The sequence below is a fragment of the Tardiphaga sp. OK246 genome, from assembly GCF_900188215.1.
GTDB classification, from domain to species: domain Bacteria; phylum Pseudomonadota; class Alphaproteobacteria; order Rhizobiales; family Xanthobacteraceae; genus Tardiphaga; species Tardiphaga robiniae.
Map to the genome: position 1 here is coordinate 49,990 of NZ_FZOX01000004.1, position 16,468 is coordinate 66,457.

A 16,468-nucleotide genomic window follows, 5' to 3' on the forward strand; every position below is an offset into this window, starting at 1 on the left:
GGCGCCGGATATTCATTGGCCAGGCCCGATTTCATGGCGCATTCCCATTCCCACGGTTTTGACCATTCCGATGGTCACGCGCACGGCCACGGTCATACCCACAGCCATGGCCCGGCAAGCCCGCATCCAGCCCAGCCTGCGCCCTGGTCGATCCTGCGCATGACGTTGCCCGCACGGCTTGGGGCTGCGCTGGCGGTCTCCGCAGCGCTCTGGGCGGTGGTTCTGCTAGCGATGAGGCCGTCATGACAGCACAGCTCGCTTTCCAGAACGTCACGCTGGGCTATGACCGGCATCCGGCGGTGCATCACCTCAATGGCGAGATCGCCGCTGGCAGTTTGCTCGCGGTGGTTGGGCCGAACGGCGCCGGCAAATCCACGCTGTTTCGCGGCATCGTCGGCATCCTGAAGCCGCTGACGGGCGCGATCACACTTGGCGGCCTGAAGGCGCGCGACATCGCTTACCTGCCGCAGAGCGTCGATATCGACCGCACATTCCCTATTTCGGTGTTCGACTTCGTCGGCACAGGGCTTTGGCGCACGACCGGGATATTCGGCGGCCTTGGCAAGACCGCGCGCGGGCAAATTGGACGGGCGCTCGCCGCTGTTGGCCTCAACGGATTCGAGAACCGCAATATCGGCACGCTGTCCGGCGGCCAGATGCAGCGCATGCTGTTCGCGCGTGTATTGCTGCAGGATGCGCGGGTGATCGTGCTCGACGAGCCGTTCAATGCGATCGATACCAAGACGTCGGCGGATCTGATTGCGCTGGTGCGTCACTGGCACGCAGAAAAGCGTACAGTGCTGGCGGCGCTGCACGATATGGAGATGGTACGCGCGCATTTCCCGGAGACGCTGCTGCTGGCGCGCGGCTCCGTGGCCTGGGGATCGACCCAGCAGGTGCTGACGGCGGATAACCTGCTGGAGGCGCGGCGCATGTGCGAAGCCTTCGACGATGGCGCCGGCACCTGTGTTGTCGATGCCGCACACTCGCGGGCGGCCTGATCGACATGCTCTACGATGCGCTGATCGCGCCTTTCCTCGAATTTGAATTTATGCGCCGCGCATTGGCCGGCGTGGTTGCGCTGGCGCTAGGCGGCGCGCCGATCGGCGTCTTCCTGATGCTGCGGCGGATGAGCCTTGTGGGCGACGCGATGGCGCATGCCATCCTGCCGGGGGCGGCGATCGGCTTCCTGTTCTCCGGGCTCAATCTGTTCGCGATGACGTTCGGCGGCCTGATTGCAGGCTTTTCCGTCGCGCTGCTCGCTGGTCTCGTGTCGCGCGTCACCGTGATCAAAGAAGACGCATCGCTTGCGGCGTTCTATCTCGTTTCGCTGGCGGTGGGCGTCACCATCGTCTCGATGCGCGGCACCAATATCGATCTGCTGCATGTGCTGTTCGGCAACATTCTCGCGCTCGACGATCAGACGCTACTGGTGATCGCGTTCAACGCGACCATCACGCTGGTGGTGATGGCGGTGATCTATCGACCGCTGGTGATCGAATGCGTCGATCCGGTGTTTCTGCGCACGGTCTCGCGCGCCGGTGCACCCGCGCATCTGGCGTTTCTCGCGCTGGTCGTCGTCAATCTCGTCAACGGCTTTCACGCGCTCGGTACGCTGCTCGCGGTGGGACTGATGATCCTTCCGGCGGGCATCGCGCGGTTCTGGTCGCGCGATATCACGGGGATGATGATGATCTCCGTCGCGAGCGCGATGGTCTCCGGTTACTTCGGTCTGGTGCTGTCGTTCCAGACCAAGGTGCCGTCCGGTCCCGCGATCATTCTGGTCGCCGCGGTGCTCTACGTATTTTCGGTTTTGTTCGGCAATGTCAGTGGCTTGGTGAGGCAGTTGTTCCCCGGCCGGCATCTTGAGGCGTAGGTGTGTCAGTCATGCGGAAATCCAGCGTATTTGTCCTTTGTGCCGTCCTGTCGCTCGTCAATGCGATCGTCCCGGCGCGTGCGCAGGACAAGACCCAGAACAAGATCGATGTCGTCGCCAGTTTTTCCATCCTGGGTGACTTCGTGCGCAATGTCGGCGGTGAGCGAGTCGCTGTCACGACCCTGGTCGGCCCGAATGGGGATGCGCATGTCTACACACCGACGCCGCGTGACGCGAAAAAGATCGCCGATGCGAAGCTCGTGGTGGTCAACGGCCTCGGCTTCGAGGGCTGGTTGCCGCGGCTGGTGAAATCATCCGGCGGCAAGGCTGTCATCGTCACCGCAACCCAGGGCATCGCACCGCGCAAGCTCGACTCGCACGAGGATCCGCACGCCTGGCAATCGGTGGCCAATGCCAGGATCTATGTCGCAAACATTCGCGATGCGCTGGCCAAGGCCGATCCGGCCCGTGCCGACATCTACAAGGCGAACGCCGAGGCCTATCTCGCGAAGCTGACTACCCTCGACAGTGACGTGAAGGCGGCCGTGGCTTCCATCCCCTCGGTGCACCGCAAGGTGATCTCGACCCATGACGCCTTCGGCTATTTCGCGGCGGCCTATGGCATCGAATTCATTGCGCCGCAGGGCGTTTCGACGGATTCGGAGCCCAGCGCGAAGGATATCGCGGTCATCATCACCCAGCTCAAGATCTCGAAAATTCCGGCGGTTTTTCTGGAAAATATCGCCGATCCCCGGCTGATGCGCCGGATTGCCGCCGAGACCGGGGCAAAAATCGGCGGAACGCTGTATTCCGACAGCCTGACGCCCGAAAACGGCGATGCACCCACTTACATTGATATGGTCAGGCACAATATAAAGGCGCTGACGAGCGCGCTGACCAGTTAGCGCAGGGGCACCCCTGCTGCCGGCGCTGCCCCTGAAAAGACCCCGCCGGAGTGATCATGTCTGAAGCGACCGCCAACAAAATTCCCGTGACCGTGCTGACCGGCTATCTCGGCGCCGGCAAGACCACGCTGCTGAACCGCATCCTGTCGGAAAATCACGGCAAGAAATACGCCGTGATCGTCAACGAATTCGGCGAGATCGGCATCGACAACGATCTCATCATCGGCGCGGATGAAGAAGTGTTCGAGATGAACAACGGCTGCGTCTGCTGCACTGTCCGCGGCGACCTCGTGCGCATTCTCGACGGTCTCATGAAGCGCAAAGGCAAGTTCGACGCCATCATCGTGGAGACCACGGGTCTCGCGGATCCGGCCCCGGTGGCGCAGACCTTCTTCGTCGACGAAGACGTGCAGGCCCATGCGCGGCTCGACGCGGTGGTGACCGTGGCCGATGCCAAATGGCTGAGCGACCGCCTTAAGGATGCGCCGGAAGCCAAGAACCAGATCGCCTTCGCCGACGTCATCGTGCTGAACAAGATCGATCTTGTGTCGAAGGCTGAGCTCGCCGAAGTCGAGGCGCGCATTCGCGCCATCAACCCCTATGCGAAGCTGCACAAGACGGAACGCGCGCAGGTGAAGCTGTCCGACGTCCTGGAGCGTGGCGCCTTCGATCTCGATCGCATTCTGGAGATCGAACCGGAGTTCCTCAACGCGGACGACGGTCACGATCATCATGACCACGATCACGGCCATCATCACCATCATGATCACGGCCACGGTGGTCTGAAGCACTATCACGACGAGGATATGCACTCGATGTCGCTGCGTACCGACAAGGCGCTCGATGCATCGACCTTCATGCCGTGGCTGCAGGATCTGATGGCCAAGGAGGGCGGCAAGATTTTGCGCTCCAAAGGTATCCTGTCGTTCTCCGGCGACGACGACCGCTACGTGTTTCAGGGCGTGCACATGATGCTCGAAGGCGATCATCAGCGGCCGTGGAAGGACGGCGAGAAGCGCGAAAGCCGTCTTGTCTTTATCGGTCGCGATCTGCCCGAGCAGCTGATCCGCGACGGCTTCGAACGCTGCATCCCCGCCTGATGATGTCCGATTTCAATCCGCTGCAGGAGCAGGAATCCATCGTTTCGGTCACCGACCGTGTGTTGCCGGTGGCTATCGGTGCGTCGGTCACATCGGTGCATTTTCTCGGCGACAAGGCAGCCTTTGTCGGCGCCGAGGAGAAGGTGACGCTGGTCGATCCGGCAGGCGCGATGTCGCCGGTCGAGGTCGCGTTCGGTGGCATCCTGTGCTCGACCTCCGACGGCAAGCGCATCGTGATGGGCTGCGACGACGGCAAGGTCGTCGTGCTCGACCGCGACGGCACAGTCTCGACCTTTGCGACCGACGCCAAGAGGCGCTGGATCGACAGTGTAGCTTTGCATCCCGACGGCGCTGTTGCGTGGTCGGCGGGCAAGACGGCCTTCGTGCAGGCGCCGAAGGGCGAGGTGAAATTCTTCGAGGTGCCATCGACCGTTGGCGGCCTTGCATTCGCGCCCAAAGGGCTGCGGCTCGCGATAGCCCACTACAACGGCGTGACGCTGTGGTTTCCCAACATGGCCGGCAATGCCGAAGTGCTGGAATGGGCCGGTTCGCATCTCGGCGTGACCTTCAGCCCGGACAACAAGTTTCTGGTCACCGCGATGCATGAGCCGGCGCTGCATGGCTGGCGTCTCGTGGACGGCAAGCACATGCGCATGACCGGCTATCCGGCACGCGTGCGCTCGATTTCCTGGAGCGCCGGCGGCAAGGGTCTCGCGACCTCGGGCGCCGATACGGTCATCATCTGGCCGTTTGCCAGCAAGGACGGCCCGATGGGCAAGGAGCCGGCGATGCTGGCGCCGCTCAAGGCCAAGGTCACCATGGTGGCCTGTCATCCCAAGCAGGACATCCTGGCCGCCGGTTACAGTGACGGCACCATCCTGATGGTCCGCATGACCGACGGCGCGGAAATTCTGGTGCGGCCCAACAAGGGGCAGCCCGTCAGCGCGCTGGCCTGGAATGCCAAGGGTACGCTGCTGGCCTTCGCCGATCAGGACGGCGACGCGGGATTGCTGGAGCTGTAGTTCTTTCACCTCCCCTGTGGGGAGAGGGAGTTCACGACGGTCGGTGCGAGGCGGCATTGTCATCCGCCCGTCACTTCCTGTACGCATGCAGACATCATGCGATTTTTGGCAACATTCCAGACCTACGACTTCCTCGACACGCTGCTCAGCCTGGCCACGGCCTTTGTGCTGGGCACGCTGATCGGTGCTGAGCGACAATATCGCCAACGCACCGCGGGCCTGCGCACCAATGTGCTGGTGGCGCTCGGGGCGGCCGCTTTCGTCGATCTCGCAATGCAGCTGCACGGTGCCGATGGCGCGGTGCGCGTGATCGCCTATGTCGTCTCCGGCATCGGCTTTCTCGGCGCGGGCGTCATCATGAAGGAAGGCACCAATGTGCGCGGCCTCAATACGGCGGCGACGCTGTGGAGTTCGGCCGCGGTGGGCTCCTGCGCCGGCGCGGACATGATCGCACAGGCTATCGCGCTTACGTTTTTCGTGCTGGCCGGCAATACGCTACTGCGGCCGCTGGTCAATGCGATCAACCGGGCGCCGCTGGACGCGAAGTCGTCGGAAGTGACCTATTACGTGCGGCTCACGGTCTCGCCCGAGGTGGTACCCGAGATGCGCGAGCGCCTGCAGGAGGCGCTGGAAGCCGCAAAATATCCGGTCGGCGATGTCGATGTGATCGAGCAGAGCGACACCCAGCAGGAGATCGTGGCCACGCTGGTCTCGACGGCCGTCGATCCCAAGGAGCTGGATGCCGTGGCCGCCCGGCTCGAGGCGTATGCCGGCGTGCGCAACGCCACATGGGACGTCAGCACCAAGGACTAGTCGTCCAAAGGAAGTCCAGGGCGCCATCGGCGATCTGCGACTTCCGGCTCGGGAACTTTGGCGGCCGGCTCCCGTTGTCACCGCACATTAACTGCGGTGGATGCCATGATCCCGACGACCCAGACGCGCGTGTTCCGGACCTATTTCACGATCGCGATCTTGGCGACCGCAGCAGGATTGGGCGCATCGACGTCGGCAATGGCGCGGCTCACGCTGACGCCACCATCCGCTCGATTTGCCCAGGCGACGCCGCCACTGCAGTCAACGCCGGGTGCCGAAAGCAAGCCGTCGGCCCCTGCAGAACCCGCGACCACCGGCCAGCGCCCGCAGGAAACGCCGCCGCAGCCGGCGCGTCCGGATGCAGAAGCACGCGATGCCGGCGCCAAGCCGGCACTGCCGCCGGCGCCGGCGGAGAAAACGGCGCCGCCGATCACCACGAAATAGCGGAGCTTTCCAGGTCGCTGTCAAAGTCCCTTATGGTGAGGAGGCGCGTTTGCGCCGTCTCGAACCATGAGGCCGGGTTCTCTCAGTGTGCCGCCATCCTTCGAGACGCGCGCGAAGAGCGCGCTCCTCAGGATGAGGACGGTGTTTGTTGACGCTGCCCGCACAATAGTCTCGCCAGTTTCATCGACCGCCTTCATACTCCCTGCCAACAGTTTCATAGGGGGCACCATGAAGATCGAAGATATCAGGCGTAACGCCTATTCGATGCCGCTGACCAATCCGTCATTTCCGCGCGGGCCCTACAAATTCTACGACCGCGAATATTTCATCATCAGCTATCGCACCGACATGGACGCGCTGCAGGCCGTGGTGCCGGAGCCGCTGGAGATCGTCGATAACATCGTCAAATACGAATTTATCCGCATGCCGGATTCCACCGGCTTCGGCGACTACACCGAAACCGGGCAGGCGATTCCGGTCCGCCTCAACGGCGTCGAGGGCGTCTATATCCACTCGATGTATCTCGACGACGATGCGCCGATTGCCGGCGGTCGCGAATTGTGGGGCTTTCCGAAGAAGCGCGCGACCCCGAAGATCGCCGTGGAGAGCGATGTGCTGGTCGGCACGTTGCATTACGGCTCGGTGCTCTGCGCGTCAGGCACCATGGGCTACAAGCACCGGCCGGTGGATCATGACACGGTGATGCATGCGCTGACGGTGCCGAACTTTATTCTGAAGATCATCCCGCATGTCGATGGCACGCCGCGCATCTGCGAGCTGGTGCGCTATCATCTGGAAGAGATCAATCTCAAGGAAGCCTGGACCGGGCCTGCGGCGCTCGGCCTGTTTCCACATGCGCTCGCGGATGTGGCGCGGTTGCCGGTGAAGGAAGTTGTGTCGGCGCTGCACTTCAAGTGCGACCTGACGCTGGGATTGGGCGAAGTGGCGTTTGATTATCTGGCGAAATAGGAAGCGGGCGCCTCTGCCCGACCCTCATGGTGAGGAGGCGTTCTTGCGCCGTCTCGAACCATGAGGCCGAGGTGTCGAAGTGTGCGGCCATCCTTCGAGACGGCGCCGAAGAAGCGCCTCCTCAGGATGAGGGCTGAGCATGTGGTGGTTTCCGTAAGTGAGGTAACTTGCGTCGAGCAAGTTGCTTCAATATCGCGAAGTCGCCACGGATCAGCGCTTCTTTCTTCGCCCTGCTCCAGCGCTTGAGTTTACGCTCATTCTCGATCGCGTCGGTGATGCGCTCAAACCATTGCGAATACAACAGTTCGACAGGTCTGCGTGTAGACGTATAGCCGGGAAAGGTGCCGGCGTTGTGCTGGGCTATTCTGATGTCGAGCGAGGTGCGTGTGATGCCGATATAATAACTCCCGTCGGCACACCTCACGATATAGAGAAACGCACCGTCCAGCATGGATCGGCTCCATTTTCTGAGAAATTGAAAGTTCCAATCTCGAGAATGGAGCAGTCGTTCGCACTGTCAAGTTGCTCTGCAGCCCAACCCCTCATGGTGAGGAGGCGCTTCTTCAGCGCCGTCTCGAACCATGAGGGCACGGAGCCGGAGCCCGCGGCCATCCTTCGAGACGCAAATGGCGGCTGTGAGATGCAGCCGCCATTTGCTCCTCAGGATGAGGGCGGAGTGTTCGCTACCGCACCAGCACGTTCTTGAACTGCCACGGGTCGCTCGTGTCGATATCTTCCGGGAACAGGCCCGGACGGCCTTCGAGCGGCGTCCAGTCGGTGTAGTAGCCTTTCACCGGGCCGAGATAGGGTGTCTGGATCTCCAGCAGACGCTCGAAGTCGATCTCGTCGGCCTCGACGATACCTTCCGTCGGATGCTCCAGCGCCCACACCATGCCGCCGAGCACGGCCGAGGTCACCTGCAGGCCGGTGGCGTTCTGATAGGGCGCGAGTTCACGCGTCTCCTCGATGGAGAGCTGTGAGCCGAACCAGTAGGCATTGTTGTCGTGGCCGTAGAGCAGCACACCGAGTTCGTCGATACCGTCGACGATTTCGTTTTCGTCGAGGATGTGGTGCTTCGTCTGCATCTTGCCGGAGCCGAACATCTCGTGCAGCGACAGCACCGCATCGTCCGCCGGGTGATAGGCATAGTGGCAGGTCGGCCGGAACACCGCGGCGCCCGACGCGTCACGCACCGTGAAATAATCGGAGATCGAAATCGACTCGTTGTGGGTGACGAGGAAGCCGTATTGCGCGCCGCGGGTCGGGCACCAAGTGCGTACGCGGGTGTTGGCGCCGGGCTGCATCAGGTAGATCGCAGCGCCGCAGCCGGCCTCATGGGTGTGTGCATTCTCCGGCATCCACTTTTCATGGGTGCCCCAGCCGAGTTCGGACGGCTGCACGCCTTCCGAGAGAAAGCCTTCGACCGACCAGGTGTTGACGAAGACCTCCGGCGGCTTCGGCGACTTGGAGCGTTGCGTGTCGCGCTCAGCGATGTGGACGCCCTTGATGCCGGCCTGCCGCATCAGGTCCGCCCATTCGGCCTTGGTCTTCGGCTGCGGGGCGTTGAGCTTCAGGTCGGAGGCAACATTCAGCAGCGCCTGCTTGACGAAAAAGGAGACCATGCCGGGATTGGCGCCGCAGCAGGAGACCGCCGTGGTCGAGCCGGGCTTGCGTGCCTTCTTGGCGGCCAGCGTCGTTTCGCGCAAAGCGTAGTTGGAGCGCGCTTCGGCGCCCTTCGAGGCGTCGAAATAGAAGCCGAGCCAAGGCTCGTTGACCGTGTCGATGTAGAGCGCGCCGAGCTCGTTGCAGAGCTCCATGATATCGACCGAGCCGGTATCGACCGACAGGTTGACGCAAAAACCCTGGCCGCCGCCCTCAGTGAGGAGCGGCGTCAGTAGTTCGCGATAATTCTCCCTGGTCAGCCCCTGCTGGATGAAGCGCAGGCCATGCTTGTCGCACAGCGCCTTGCGGCCCTCATCCTTGGGGTCGAGCACGGTGATGCGCGACTTGTCGTAGTCGAGATGCCGCTCAATCATCGGCACCATGCCTTTGCCGATCGAGCCGAAGCCGACGATCACGATGGGGCCAGTGATCTTCGCGTAGATCGGCGAGGCGGGGGATGAGGACATCAGCTTCTAACTCCAGACAGGATCAAGATGAACGCGCTGCGTCGTGCGCGGTTGGGAAAGGACAGTGACGATGTGACATCAGAATGAAATTTCGGGAATGAAATCTCGATGCCGGTATTAAATGCAGCTCAGCGCCGTATGCCGACTGAGAGAACGGTCAGCGAACGTGGTTCCCCCGAGGGCGTCTCGAATGTAATGGACTGCCCCGCAGAAAGGCCGATAAGCGCGGCTCCGATCGGGGTCAATACCGAAATTCGCCCGGCGTCCACGTCGGCGGAGGTCGGATAGACCAGTGTGACGTGCTTTTCCTGCCCGCTGATATCGTCGCGGAACGTCACATCGGACTCCATGCCGACGATTCCGGGCAATGGATGAGTATCGGGCACGATCGTCGCGCGCTCAACTTCGCCGGCCAGAAAGTCGGCGGTCACGGGGGACTTCTCTGCAGCGGCCTCGGCCAGTACGCCGAGACGCTCACCGTCGCTGCGGCGGAGTGTGATGGGCGGCAGCTCAGTGCGAAGGGAATGGATCATGGGTTTCACAGCCAAATGACGCCCGGCGCGCAAAGCGGCCGAGCATGCCAAGAATGATGAGGATGTTGAAATCGAACAAGCCCGGACGGCACGCGCGCGTGCGCCCGGGTCACATTCCTGCTTGAAGGTGACCGGCGCGGAGCAGTAAGCGGTTGCGGGGCAGGTTCGTCATGATGGCCGAAACCTATGTATCCTGCAGTGAAAGTCAACCGGCGATGGCGCCGTTGCGAGCAGCGACGTCAAACGGGTGTGTCTGACGCGCGGTTGACGATCAGCTGCGCCGCTTGGCGGTGACTTCGATTTCGACTTTCATCTCGGGCTTGTAGAGCCCGGAGACCACGAGGAGCGTGGCGGCGGGCCTGATCTCGCCGAGATGGGCACCGGTCACCGCGAACACCTTGTCGGCGTCGCTGGCGTCGGTGATGTAGTAGATCGCGCGCACGATATCGGCCATGGCAAAGCCGGCCTCTTTCAGCGCGGCTTCGATGGTCTTGAAGCAGTTCTGTGTCTGTGCCGTGACGTCGGCCGGCAAGATCATGGTGGTGTAATCGTAGCCGGTGGTTCCGGACACGAAGCAGAAATCGCCATCGACCACGGCGCGGCTGTAGCCAGCGGTCTTTTCGAATGGCGATCCGGTGGAAATCAGTTTGCGTGTCATTACCGGGCTCTCCTGCAGAGGTGAGCCCCGAAATGCCGTGTCTTGGTGGTCAAATCAAGCTGCGTGGGCCAGATCGGCAGGCTCAGCAGCATTGCGGACCCATTTACCGCTTCCGAAGATGATGCCGCGGGCGCCATCCAGCGCTCCGGGCTTCAGCTCGAGGCCGAGCAGGCGATCGCGCTCGAACGGCCCCGGCAGCGCCAGATCGGTCATTTTCCGGGGCATGAAGCCGAAGCGGGCGTAATAAGGCGCATCGCCGAGCAGCACGATGGCGCCATGGCCGCGCGCCGAGGCCTCGGCGATCGCGTGATTCATCAACGCGGCGCCAAGGCCAAGGTCGCGGGCACCCGGATCGACCGCCAGGGGGCCGAGCATCAGTGCAGCTCGGCCCCCGGCATCGACATGCCAAAGCCTGATCGTGCCGACCAGCCTGCCTTGCACCACCGCCGAGAAGGCCAGGCCTTCGGCGGGCAGTCGTCCGTCACGCAGTCGCTGGCAGGTGCGGGCATGGCGCGAAGCGCCGAAGCACACATCCAGCAGAGATTCACGGGCGGCGACGTCGGAGCCACGTTCCGCACGGATCTCGTACGAAGGGGCTGCGATGGGCAAAGCAACAGTGTTGTTGGTGGCGGTCTCGTGCAGATCGGTCATGGCATGTCGGTCCCCACTCCGTTTTTCACACGGAGTGTTGTCATCCAGAATTGGAAGGTGACGGGATGAGAGCCGGCGGACCGGCTCTCCGATTAGTCATATCCGGGGTGGATGCCGGATATAGTGAGCGAACTTAAATTTGCAACGCTCAGATATGGAAGGTGCGCAGCGGCGGGAAGCCGTTGAACGCCACTGCCGAGTAGGTCGACGTATAGGCGCCGGTGCCTTCGATCAGCAGCTTGTCGCCGATCTCGAGAGTCACGGGCAGCGGATACGGCAGCTTCTCATACATCACGTCGGCCGAATCGCAGGTCGGGCCGGCGAGCACGCAGGGCGTCATCTCGGCGCCGTCATGCGGCGTCTTGATGGCGTAGCGGATCGACTCGTCCATGGTCTCGGCGAGACCGCCGAACTTGCCAATGTCCAGGTAAACCCAGCGCACGTCGTCCTCGTCGCTCTTCTTCGAGATCAGGACGACTTCGGCTTCGATGATACCGGCATTGCCGACCATGCCGCGACCCGGCTCGATGATGGTCTCCGGGATCGCGTTGCCGAAATGCTTGCGCAGCGCGCGGAAGATCGAACGGCCGTACTGCACGACCGCCGGGACTTCCTTGAGGTACTTGGTCGGGAAGCCGCCGCCCATATTGACCATGGACAGGTTGATCCCGCGCTCGGCGCAGTCACGGAACACCGACGAGGCCATTGCCAGCGCACGGTCCCATGCCTTCACCTTGCGCTGCTGCGAGCCGACATGGAACGAAATGCCATAGGGCTCCAGGCCAAGACGCTTGGCAAGGTCCAGCACGTCGACAGCCATTTCCGGATCGCAGCCGAACTTGCGCGACAGCGGCCACTCGGCGCCGGCGCAATCGTAGAGGATGCGGCAGAACACGCGGGCGCCGGGAGCAGCGCGCGCGATCTTCTCGACCTCGGCGGCGCAGTCGACCGAGAACAGGCCGATGCCGAGCGCGTGGGCGCGCGCGATATCGCGTTCCTTCTTGATGGTGTTGCCAAAGGAGATGCGGTCCGGCGTGGCGCCAGCGTCGAGCGCCATCTGGATTTCCTGCACCGACGCGCAGTCGAAGCACGAGCCCATCGAGGCCAGCAGCGACAGCACTTCCGGCGCCGGGTTTGCCTTCACCGCGTAGAACACGCGGCTATCAGGCAAAGCCTTCGCAAAGCTCTGGAAGTTGTCGCGCACGACTTCGAGGTCGACGACGAGGCACGGCTCGACATCGGTGCCCTCGTTGCGGCGGGCGCGGAGGAATTCCTGAATACGTTCGGTCATAGCACTCTCCCAAACGGCCCCGCGAAAGGGTCACGTTCAAAAAATGATGACGGTTCAGCGCTTTCGGACCCAGGCACGCGATGGAGGCGTGACAAAGCCAAAAGTACAGACCGTAAGTGCTGCCGTGGATTGGTTGGGGGTGACCCTACCGCACACCTGGCAATGAAGGACAAGCCTCTTCGGTATTCGCGCTGGCTGTTGGAAAGCCAGCAGAGACCAAAAAAGCCCGCTCCGTCGTTGCTTTAAGTCGCGTCCCCCGTTGAGAACGAGGTGCGCCGGTTCGCCTCCGGCTGCCAGTCACGGTTGCAAAGAACAAAGTCACCTTCAACGGCATCTCTGGAGAGAGATGCTGGCCTTTCGCAAAACTCCGCGAACGACCCTCGGCTTCTTCATCCCTTGGCGGCTGTCCGGCCTCTTGTCCGGATACCTACCGACTGACACACGACCACAGGCACGTGCGAAATTGGGCAAGACCGGAAATAGGTTCTTTGACCCTGGTACGCAACAATTTTTTTGGGCTGCGGGGCATTTTATTCAACGCCATCGCGCAGCGTTGCAAACGAGACGCACTCAGCGCGCTCAACATGAACGGATGTTAAGTTCGGTTAAGGAATTGGCGTAGTCTGGGGCTGGCGTGGAGTGCTGAACTACACCAGCGTCATGGTCCTGTAGTCGTCCTCTCGTGCGGCTGTCATCTCGCTCTCGGTGTCTTCTTCCGCGAGAGGAAGGATCCCGTAAACGCTACAGCTAGCGACGAATCACGAGCAGCCCGGGTGACTGGCGCTCGACTCAAGCACGCAATTGCGCGCCTGGCCGGGCGATGACAGTCGAGTGTGAAGAAGCCGGAGAGTGGAGCTGCGCGGGCGCGCAGTTCTCAGCCGCGGCGGGTGAACGGCTCGATCCGTGCGGCGGTGCGCAGGAAGGCGACCATGATGGCGACGCCGCACAGGAACAGGCAAACCTGCAGGATGTGCTCGCCGGTGGTGGAGAGGCCGAACAGGATCGACAGCGCCCAGCCGCCCGCGAAGGCGGCGCCGAACACTTCCGCGCCGATCAGGATCGCCGCCGAGATGACGGTGATGACGCTGGGCCAGTAGATACGGCGAGGGGCGGTGGAGGTGGTCATAATCTCAAGGTCCTGTTTCGGGCCGCAATCTCTCCGAAAAAGCCTGCTGCGGCAAGCACTAAAGGGCCCAAAAAAGCCCCATCGCGTGGTATAGATCGACGCATTCTATGGGCTTCAAAGCAGGATTTCTTATGTCAGAAACGTCGGTCTCGCCGGTTGCGTCGAAAGGTCTCGAAAATCCGCTTCTGAAAGCCTGGCAGACCCCGTTCGAGACCCCGCCGTTCGACGAGATCAAGCCCGAGCACTTCATGCCGGCCTTCGAACAGGCGTTTTTCGACCATTCGGCCGAGATTGCCGCGATCGTGAACGATCCGGCCGCGCCTGACTTCGCCAATACGATCACGGCGCTGGAGCGCTCCGGCAAGTTGCTCAGCCGTGTGGCATCGGTGTTCTACGATCTGGTGTCGGCGCACTCCAATCCGGCGATCCTGGAGATCGACAAGGACGTGTCGTCGCGGATGGCGCGGCACTGGAATCCGATCATGATGAATGCCGTATTGTTCGGCCGCATCGTGGCGCTGCACGACAAACGCGCCGAGCTCGGCCTCACCACCGAACAGATGCGTCTCCTGGAGCGGACCTATACCCGCTTCCACCGCTCCGGCGCCGGCCTCGACGAGACCGCCAAGGCGCGGATGGCTGAGATCAACGAGCGTCTCGCGCATCTCGGCACCAGTTTCAGCCATCATCTGCTCGGCGACGAGCAGGAGTGGTTCATGGAGCTGGGCGAAGGCGATCTCGATGGGCTCGCCGAGAGCTTCGTCGCCTCGGCCAGGGCCTCGGCTGACGAGCGCGGCATGACTGGCAAGGCGATCATCACCACGTCGCGGTCCTCGATGGAGCCGTTCTTGAAAAGCGCGGCGCGGCGCGACCTGCGCGAGAGGGCCTACAAGGCCTTCATCCAGCGCGGCAACAACGGCAATGCCAATGACAACAACGAGACCATCGTCGAAATCCTGAAGCTGCGCGAGGAGACCGCGAAGATCCTGGGCTTCCCGACCTTCGCGGCCTATCGCCTGGAAGACTCCATGGCAAAGACGCCGGAGGCCGTGCGCGGGCTGCTGGAGCGGGTCTGGAAGCCGGCACGCGCACGCGCGCTCGCCGACCGCGATGCGCTGCAGGAGCTGATCGCGGAGGAGGGCGGCAACTTCAAGCTCGCCGCCTGGGACTGGCGCTATTATGCCGAAAAGCTGCGCCAGCGCCGCGCCAATTTCGATGATGCGGCGATCAAGCCGTATCTGACGCTCGACAACATGATCGCGGCGCAATTCGACACCGCGACGCGCTTGTTCGGCATCACCTTCGCGGAGCGCAAGGACGTGCCGGTATGGCATCCGGACGTCCGCGTCTGGGAGGTCAAGGATGCCAAGGGGGCGCTCAAAGCCATCTTCTATGGCGACTACTTCGCCCGGCCGTCGAAGCGCTCCGGCGCCTGGATGACCTCGCTGCGCGACCAGCAGAAGCTTGACGGCGACGTGGCGCCGCTGGTGCTGAACATCTGCAACTTCGCCAAAGGCACCGACGGCCAGCCATCGCTGCTGTCGCCGGACGATGCGCGCACGCTGTTCCATGAATTCGGCCATGGCCTGCACGGCATGCTCTCCAACGTCACCTATCCCTCGCTGTCGGGGACGTCGGTGTTCACCGACTTCGTCGAACTGCCGTCGCAACTCTATGAACACTGGCAGGAGCAGCCGCAGGTGCTGCAGACCTTCGCCAAGCACTACCAGACCGGCGAGCCGCTGCCCGACGATCTGCTGAAGCGGTTCATCGCTGCCCGCAAGTTCAACCAGGGCTTTGCCACGGTGGAGTTTGTGTCGTCGGCGCTGATCGATCTTGAATTCCATACCCAGCCGGCCTCGGCCTCCGCCGATGTCGCGGCCTTCGAGAAGAAGGAGCTGGAGAAGATCGGCATGCCCGAGGAAATCGCGCTGCGACACCGGCCGACGCAATTCGGGCACATCTTCTCCGGCGATCACTATGCGTCTGGCTACTACAGCTACATGTGGTCCGAAGTGATGGATGCGGACGCCTTCGGCGCCTTCGAGGAAGCCGGCAACATCTTCGATCCCGCAGTGGCCAAGCGGCTGCATGACGACATCTATTCGTCGGGCGGTTCGGTCGATCCGGAAGCGGCTTACATCGCTTTCCGTGGTCGTGCGCCGGCGCCAGATGCGCTGCTGCGGCGGCGTGGGTTGCTGGAAGAGCCTGAGGCGGCGTGAGGTGATGCTTCTGATGAACCGCTTTTTGGGTTTGATCGCGATCATGACTGCGCTGGCCGGCGGCATCACCGCTGCCTCCGCCCACCCACATGTCTTCGTCACGGCATCGAGCGAACTGATCTACGCGCCGGACGGCACCATCACCGGCGTGCGCCATGCCTGGGTATTCGACGACATGTTCTCGACCTATGCGCTGCAGGGCATCGAGAGCAAGACCAAGGGTGTCTATACCCGCGAGGAACTGGCGCCGCTGGCACAGACCAATGTGGAGTCGCTGAAGGAATTCGCCTTCTTCACCTTCGCCAAGGTCGAGGGCAAGAAGCAGCGCTTCAACGATCCCGTCGACTATTATCTGGAGAAGCGCGACGCGGCTCTGGTGCTGCATTTCACGCTGCCATTCAAGACGCCGTTCAAGGCCAAGAAGATGGAGCTCGAAATCTTCGATCCGAGCTTCTTCGTCGATTTCGGCCTCGAGAAGAAAGATCCCATCAAGCTGGCGGGCGCGCCGGCCACCTGCACGATGGCGATCCAGCGCCCGTCGGACGGCGCCGCCAAGGCGCAGACCATGAATGAAGACACTTTCATGAATGGCGAGAACAGCAATTACGGCGCCATGTTCGCTAACAAGATCACGGTCGATTGCCCATGAGTGTAACTTCATCGACAGGTTTCTCCCCGCGTCATGCCCGGGCTTGTCCCGGGCATCCACGCCTAGACACCGGCATCCGG

18 protein-coding genes are annotated in these 16,468 nt (G+C 62.4%); 11 read left to right on the forward strand and 7 right to left on the reverse strand.

The window, feature by feature from the left end; all coding sequences use genetic code 11:
• Positions 1 to 33: 33 nt before the first annotated feature.
• From CHC01_RS33120 to CHC01_RS18640, 9 genes are all read left to right on the forward strand, one after another.
• Positions 34 to 246 carry a hypothetical protein gene (locus CHC01_RS33120; RefSeq protein ID WP_089265775.1) on the forward strand — a complete coding sequence of 71 codons (213 nt, stop codon included), beginning with the start codon at positions 34 to 36 and terminating at the stop codon, positions 244 to 246.
• A complete protein-coding gene (locus CHC01_RS18605; RefSeq protein WP_089265776.1) occupies positions 243 to 1,001 on the forward strand; it encodes a metal ABC transporter ATP-binding protein in 759 nt (252 codons plus the stop codon). The genes CHC01_RS33120 and CHC01_RS18605 overlap by 4 nt, the downstream gene beginning before the upstream one ends.
• 5 nt (positions 1,002 to 1,006) lie before the next feature.
• Positions 1,007 to 1,876 (forward strand): metal ABC transporter permease, encoded by an 870-nt coding sequence (locus CHC01_RS18610; protein ID WP_089265777.1) that lies wholly within the window; start codon positions 1,007 to 1,009, stop codon positions 1,874 to 1,876.
• 11 nt (positions 1,877 to 1,887) lie between these two features.
• The gene (locus tag CHC01_RS18615) at positions 1,888 to 2,781 is read left to right on the forward strand and encodes a metal ABC transporter substrate-binding protein (protein ID WP_089265778.1); all 894 of its coding nucleotides are present in this window, start codon (positions 1,888 to 1,890) and stop codon (positions 2,779 to 2,781) included.
• 56 nt (positions 2,782 to 2,837) lie between these two features.
• Positions 2,838 to 3,881, forward strand: coding sequence for a CobW family GTP-binding protein (locus CHC01_RS18620; RefSeq protein WP_068729004.1), 1,044 nt, complete (start codon positions 2,838 to 2,840; stop codon positions 3,879 to 3,881).
• On the forward strand, positions 3,881 to 4,903 hold the full coding sequence (locus CHC01_RS18625) for a WD40 repeat domain-containing protein (RefSeq protein WP_089265779.1): 1,023 nt from the start codon (positions 3,881 to 3,883) through the stop codon (positions 4,901 to 4,903). The genes CHC01_RS18620 and CHC01_RS18625 overlap by 1 nt, the downstream gene beginning before the upstream one ends.
• A 96-nt stretch (positions 4,904 to 4,999) precedes the next feature.
• Positions 5,000 to 5,716, forward strand: coding sequence for an MgtC/SapB family protein (locus tag CHC01_RS18630; RefSeq protein ID WP_089265780.1), 717 nt, complete (start codon positions 5,000 to 5,002; stop codon positions 5,714 to 5,716).
• A gap of 105 nt (positions 5,717 to 5,821) precedes the next feature.
• Positions 5,822 to 6,160, forward strand: coding sequence for a superantigen-like protein SSL4 (locus CHC01_RS31965; protein WP_141137125.1), 339 nt, complete (start codon positions 5,822 to 5,824; stop codon positions 6,158 to 6,160).
• Between the two features lie 228 nt (positions 6,161 to 6,388).
• Positions 6,389 to 7,129, forward strand: coding sequence for an acetoacetate decarboxylase (locus CHC01_RS18640; protein WP_176454635.1), 741 nt, complete (start codon positions 6,389 to 6,391; stop codon positions 7,127 to 7,129).
• A gap of 121 nt (positions 7,130 to 7,250) precedes the next feature.
• On the opposite strand, the gene CHC01_RS18645 is transcribed toward CHC01_RS18640, so the two are convergent.
• The 7 genes from CHC01_RS18645 to CHC01_RS18680 form a co-directional block, all read right to left on the reverse strand.
• On the reverse strand, positions 7,251 to 7,580 hold the full coding sequence (locus CHC01_RS18645) for a GIY-YIG nuclease family protein (RefSeq protein ID WP_068728996.1): 330 nt from the start codon (positions 7,578 to 7,580) through the stop codon (positions 7,251 to 7,253).
• A gap of 232 nt (positions 7,581 to 7,812) precedes the next feature.
• The gene (locus tag CHC01_RS18650) at positions 7,813 to 9,258 is read right to left on the reverse strand and encodes a homospermidine synthase (RefSeq protein ID WP_089265782.1); all 1,446 of its coding nucleotides are present in this window, start codon (positions 9,256 to 9,258) and stop codon (positions 7,813 to 7,815) included.
• Between the two features lie 128 nt (positions 9,259 to 9,386).
• A complete protein-coding gene (gene rnk, locus CHC01_RS18655) occupies positions 9,387 to 9,791 on the reverse strand; it encodes a nucleoside diphosphate kinase regulator (RefSeq protein ID WP_089265783.1) in 405 nt (134 codons plus the stop codon).
• Positions 9,792 to 10,062: 271 nt separating this feature from the next.
• Positions 10,063 to 10,449: a RidA family protein gene (locus tag CHC01_RS18660; RefSeq protein ID WP_089265784.1), complete on the reverse strand. Its 387-nt coding sequence runs from the start codon at positions 10,447 to 10,449 to the stop codon at positions 10,063 to 10,065.
• A gap of 54 nt (positions 10,450 to 10,503) precedes the next feature.
• Positions 10,504 to 11,100, reverse strand: a complete 597-nt coding sequence (locus tag CHC01_RS18665; RefSeq protein ID WP_089265785.1) for a GNAT family N-acetyltransferase — start codon at positions 11,098 to 11,100, stop codon at positions 10,504 to 10,506.
• A 148-nt stretch (positions 11,101 to 11,248) separates the two neighbouring features.
• On the reverse strand, positions 11,249 to 12,391 hold the full coding sequence (locus CHC01_RS18670) for a type III PLP-dependent enzyme (protein WP_068728986.1): 1,143 nt from the start codon (positions 12,389 to 12,391) through the stop codon (positions 11,249 to 11,251).
• A gap of 874 nt (positions 12,392 to 13,265) precedes the next feature.
• Positions 13,266 to 13,517, reverse strand: coding sequence for a hypothetical protein (locus CHC01_RS18680; RefSeq protein WP_068728984.1), 252 nt, complete (start codon positions 13,515 to 13,517; stop codon positions 13,266 to 13,268).
• A gap of 131 nt (positions 13,518 to 13,648) precedes the next feature.
• Between CHC01_RS18680 and CHC01_RS18685 the strand changes: the two genes are divergently transcribed.
• Both CHC01_RS18685 and CHC01_RS18690 read left to right on the forward strand, forming a co-directional pair.
• Positions 13,649 to 15,739: a M3 family metallopeptidase gene (locus CHC01_RS18685; RefSeq protein ID WP_089266226.1), complete on the forward strand. Its 2,091-nt coding sequence runs from the start codon at positions 13,649 to 13,651 to the stop codon at positions 15,737 to 15,739.
• Between the two features lie 13 nt (positions 15,740 to 15,752).
• The gene (locus CHC01_RS18690; protein WP_244558420.1) at positions 15,753 to 16,388 is read left to right on the forward strand and encodes a DUF1007 family protein; all 636 of its coding nucleotides are present in this window, start codon (positions 15,753 to 15,755) and stop codon (positions 16,386 to 16,388) included.
• Positions 16,389 to 16,468 lie beyond the last annotated feature (80 nt).

Bases quoted from the DNA above. Each gene is read 5' to 3' on its own strand.
- CHC01_RS33120 (WP_089265775.1), top strand. From the start codon at position 34: ATGGCGCATTCCCATTCCCACGGTTTTGACCATTCCGATGGTCACGCG.
- CHC01_RS18605 (WP_089265776.1), top strand. From the start codon at position 243: ATGACAGCACAGCTCGCTTTCCAGAACGTCACGCTGGGCTATGACCGG.
- CHC01_RS18610 (WP_089265777.1), top strand. From the start codon at position 1,007: ATGCTCTACGATGCGCTGATCGCGCCTTTCCTCGAATTTGAATTTATG.
- CHC01_RS18615 (WP_089265778.1), top strand. From the start codon at position 1,888: ATGCGGAAATCCAGCGTATTTGTCCTTTGTGCCGTCCTGTCGCTCGTC.
- CHC01_RS18620 (WP_068729004.1), top strand. From the start codon at position 2,838: ATGTCTGAAGCGACCGCCAACAAAATTCCCGTGACCGTGCTGACCGGC.
- CHC01_RS18625 (WP_089265779.1), top strand. From the start codon at position 3,881: ATGATGTCCGATTTCAATCCGCTGCAGGAGCAGGAATCCATCGTTTCG.
- CHC01_RS18630 (WP_089265780.1), top strand. From the start codon at position 5,000: ATGCGATTTTTGGCAACATTCCAGACCTACGACTTCCTCGACACGCTG.
- CHC01_RS31965 (WP_141137125.1), top strand. From the start codon at position 5,822: ATGATCCCGACGACCCAGACGCGCGTGTTCCGGACCTATTTCACGATC.
- CHC01_RS18640 (WP_176454635.1), top strand. From the start codon at position 6,389: ATGAAGATCGAAGATATCAGGCGTAACGCCTATTCGATGCCGCTGACC.
- CHC01_RS18645 (WP_068728996.1), bottom strand. From the start codon at position 7,580: ATGCTGGACGGTGCGTTTCTCTATATCGTGAGGTGTGCCGACGGGAGT.
- CHC01_RS18650 (WP_089265782.1), bottom strand. From the start codon at position 9,258: ATGTCCTCATCCCCCGCCTCGCCGATCTACGCGAAGATCACTGGCCCC.
- rnk (WP_089265783.1), bottom strand. From the start codon at position 9,791: ATGATCCATTCCCTTCGCACTGAGCTGCCGCCCATCACACTCCGCCGC.
- CHC01_RS18660 (WP_089265784.1), bottom strand. From the start codon at position 10,449: ATGACACGCAAACTGATTTCCACCGGATCGCCATTCGAAAAGACCGCT.
- CHC01_RS18665 (WP_089265785.1), bottom strand. From the start codon at position 11,100: ATGACCGATCTGCACGAGACCGCCACCAACAACACTGTTGCTTTGCCC.
- CHC01_RS18670 (WP_068728986.1), bottom strand. From the start codon at position 12,391: ATGACCGAACGTATTCAGGAATTCCTCCGCGCCCGCCGCAACGAGGGC.
- CHC01_RS18680 (WP_068728984.1), bottom strand. From the start codon at position 13,517: ATGACCACCTCCACCGCCCCTCGCCGTATCTACTGGCCCAGCGTCATC.
- CHC01_RS18685 (WP_089266226.1), top strand. From the start codon at position 13,649: ATGTCAGAAACGTCGGTCTCGCCGGTTGCGTCGAAAGGTCTCGAAAAT.
- CHC01_RS18690 (WP_244558420.1), top strand. From the start codon at position 15,753: ATGAACCGCTTTTTGGGTTTGATCGCGATCATGACTGCGCTGGCCGGC.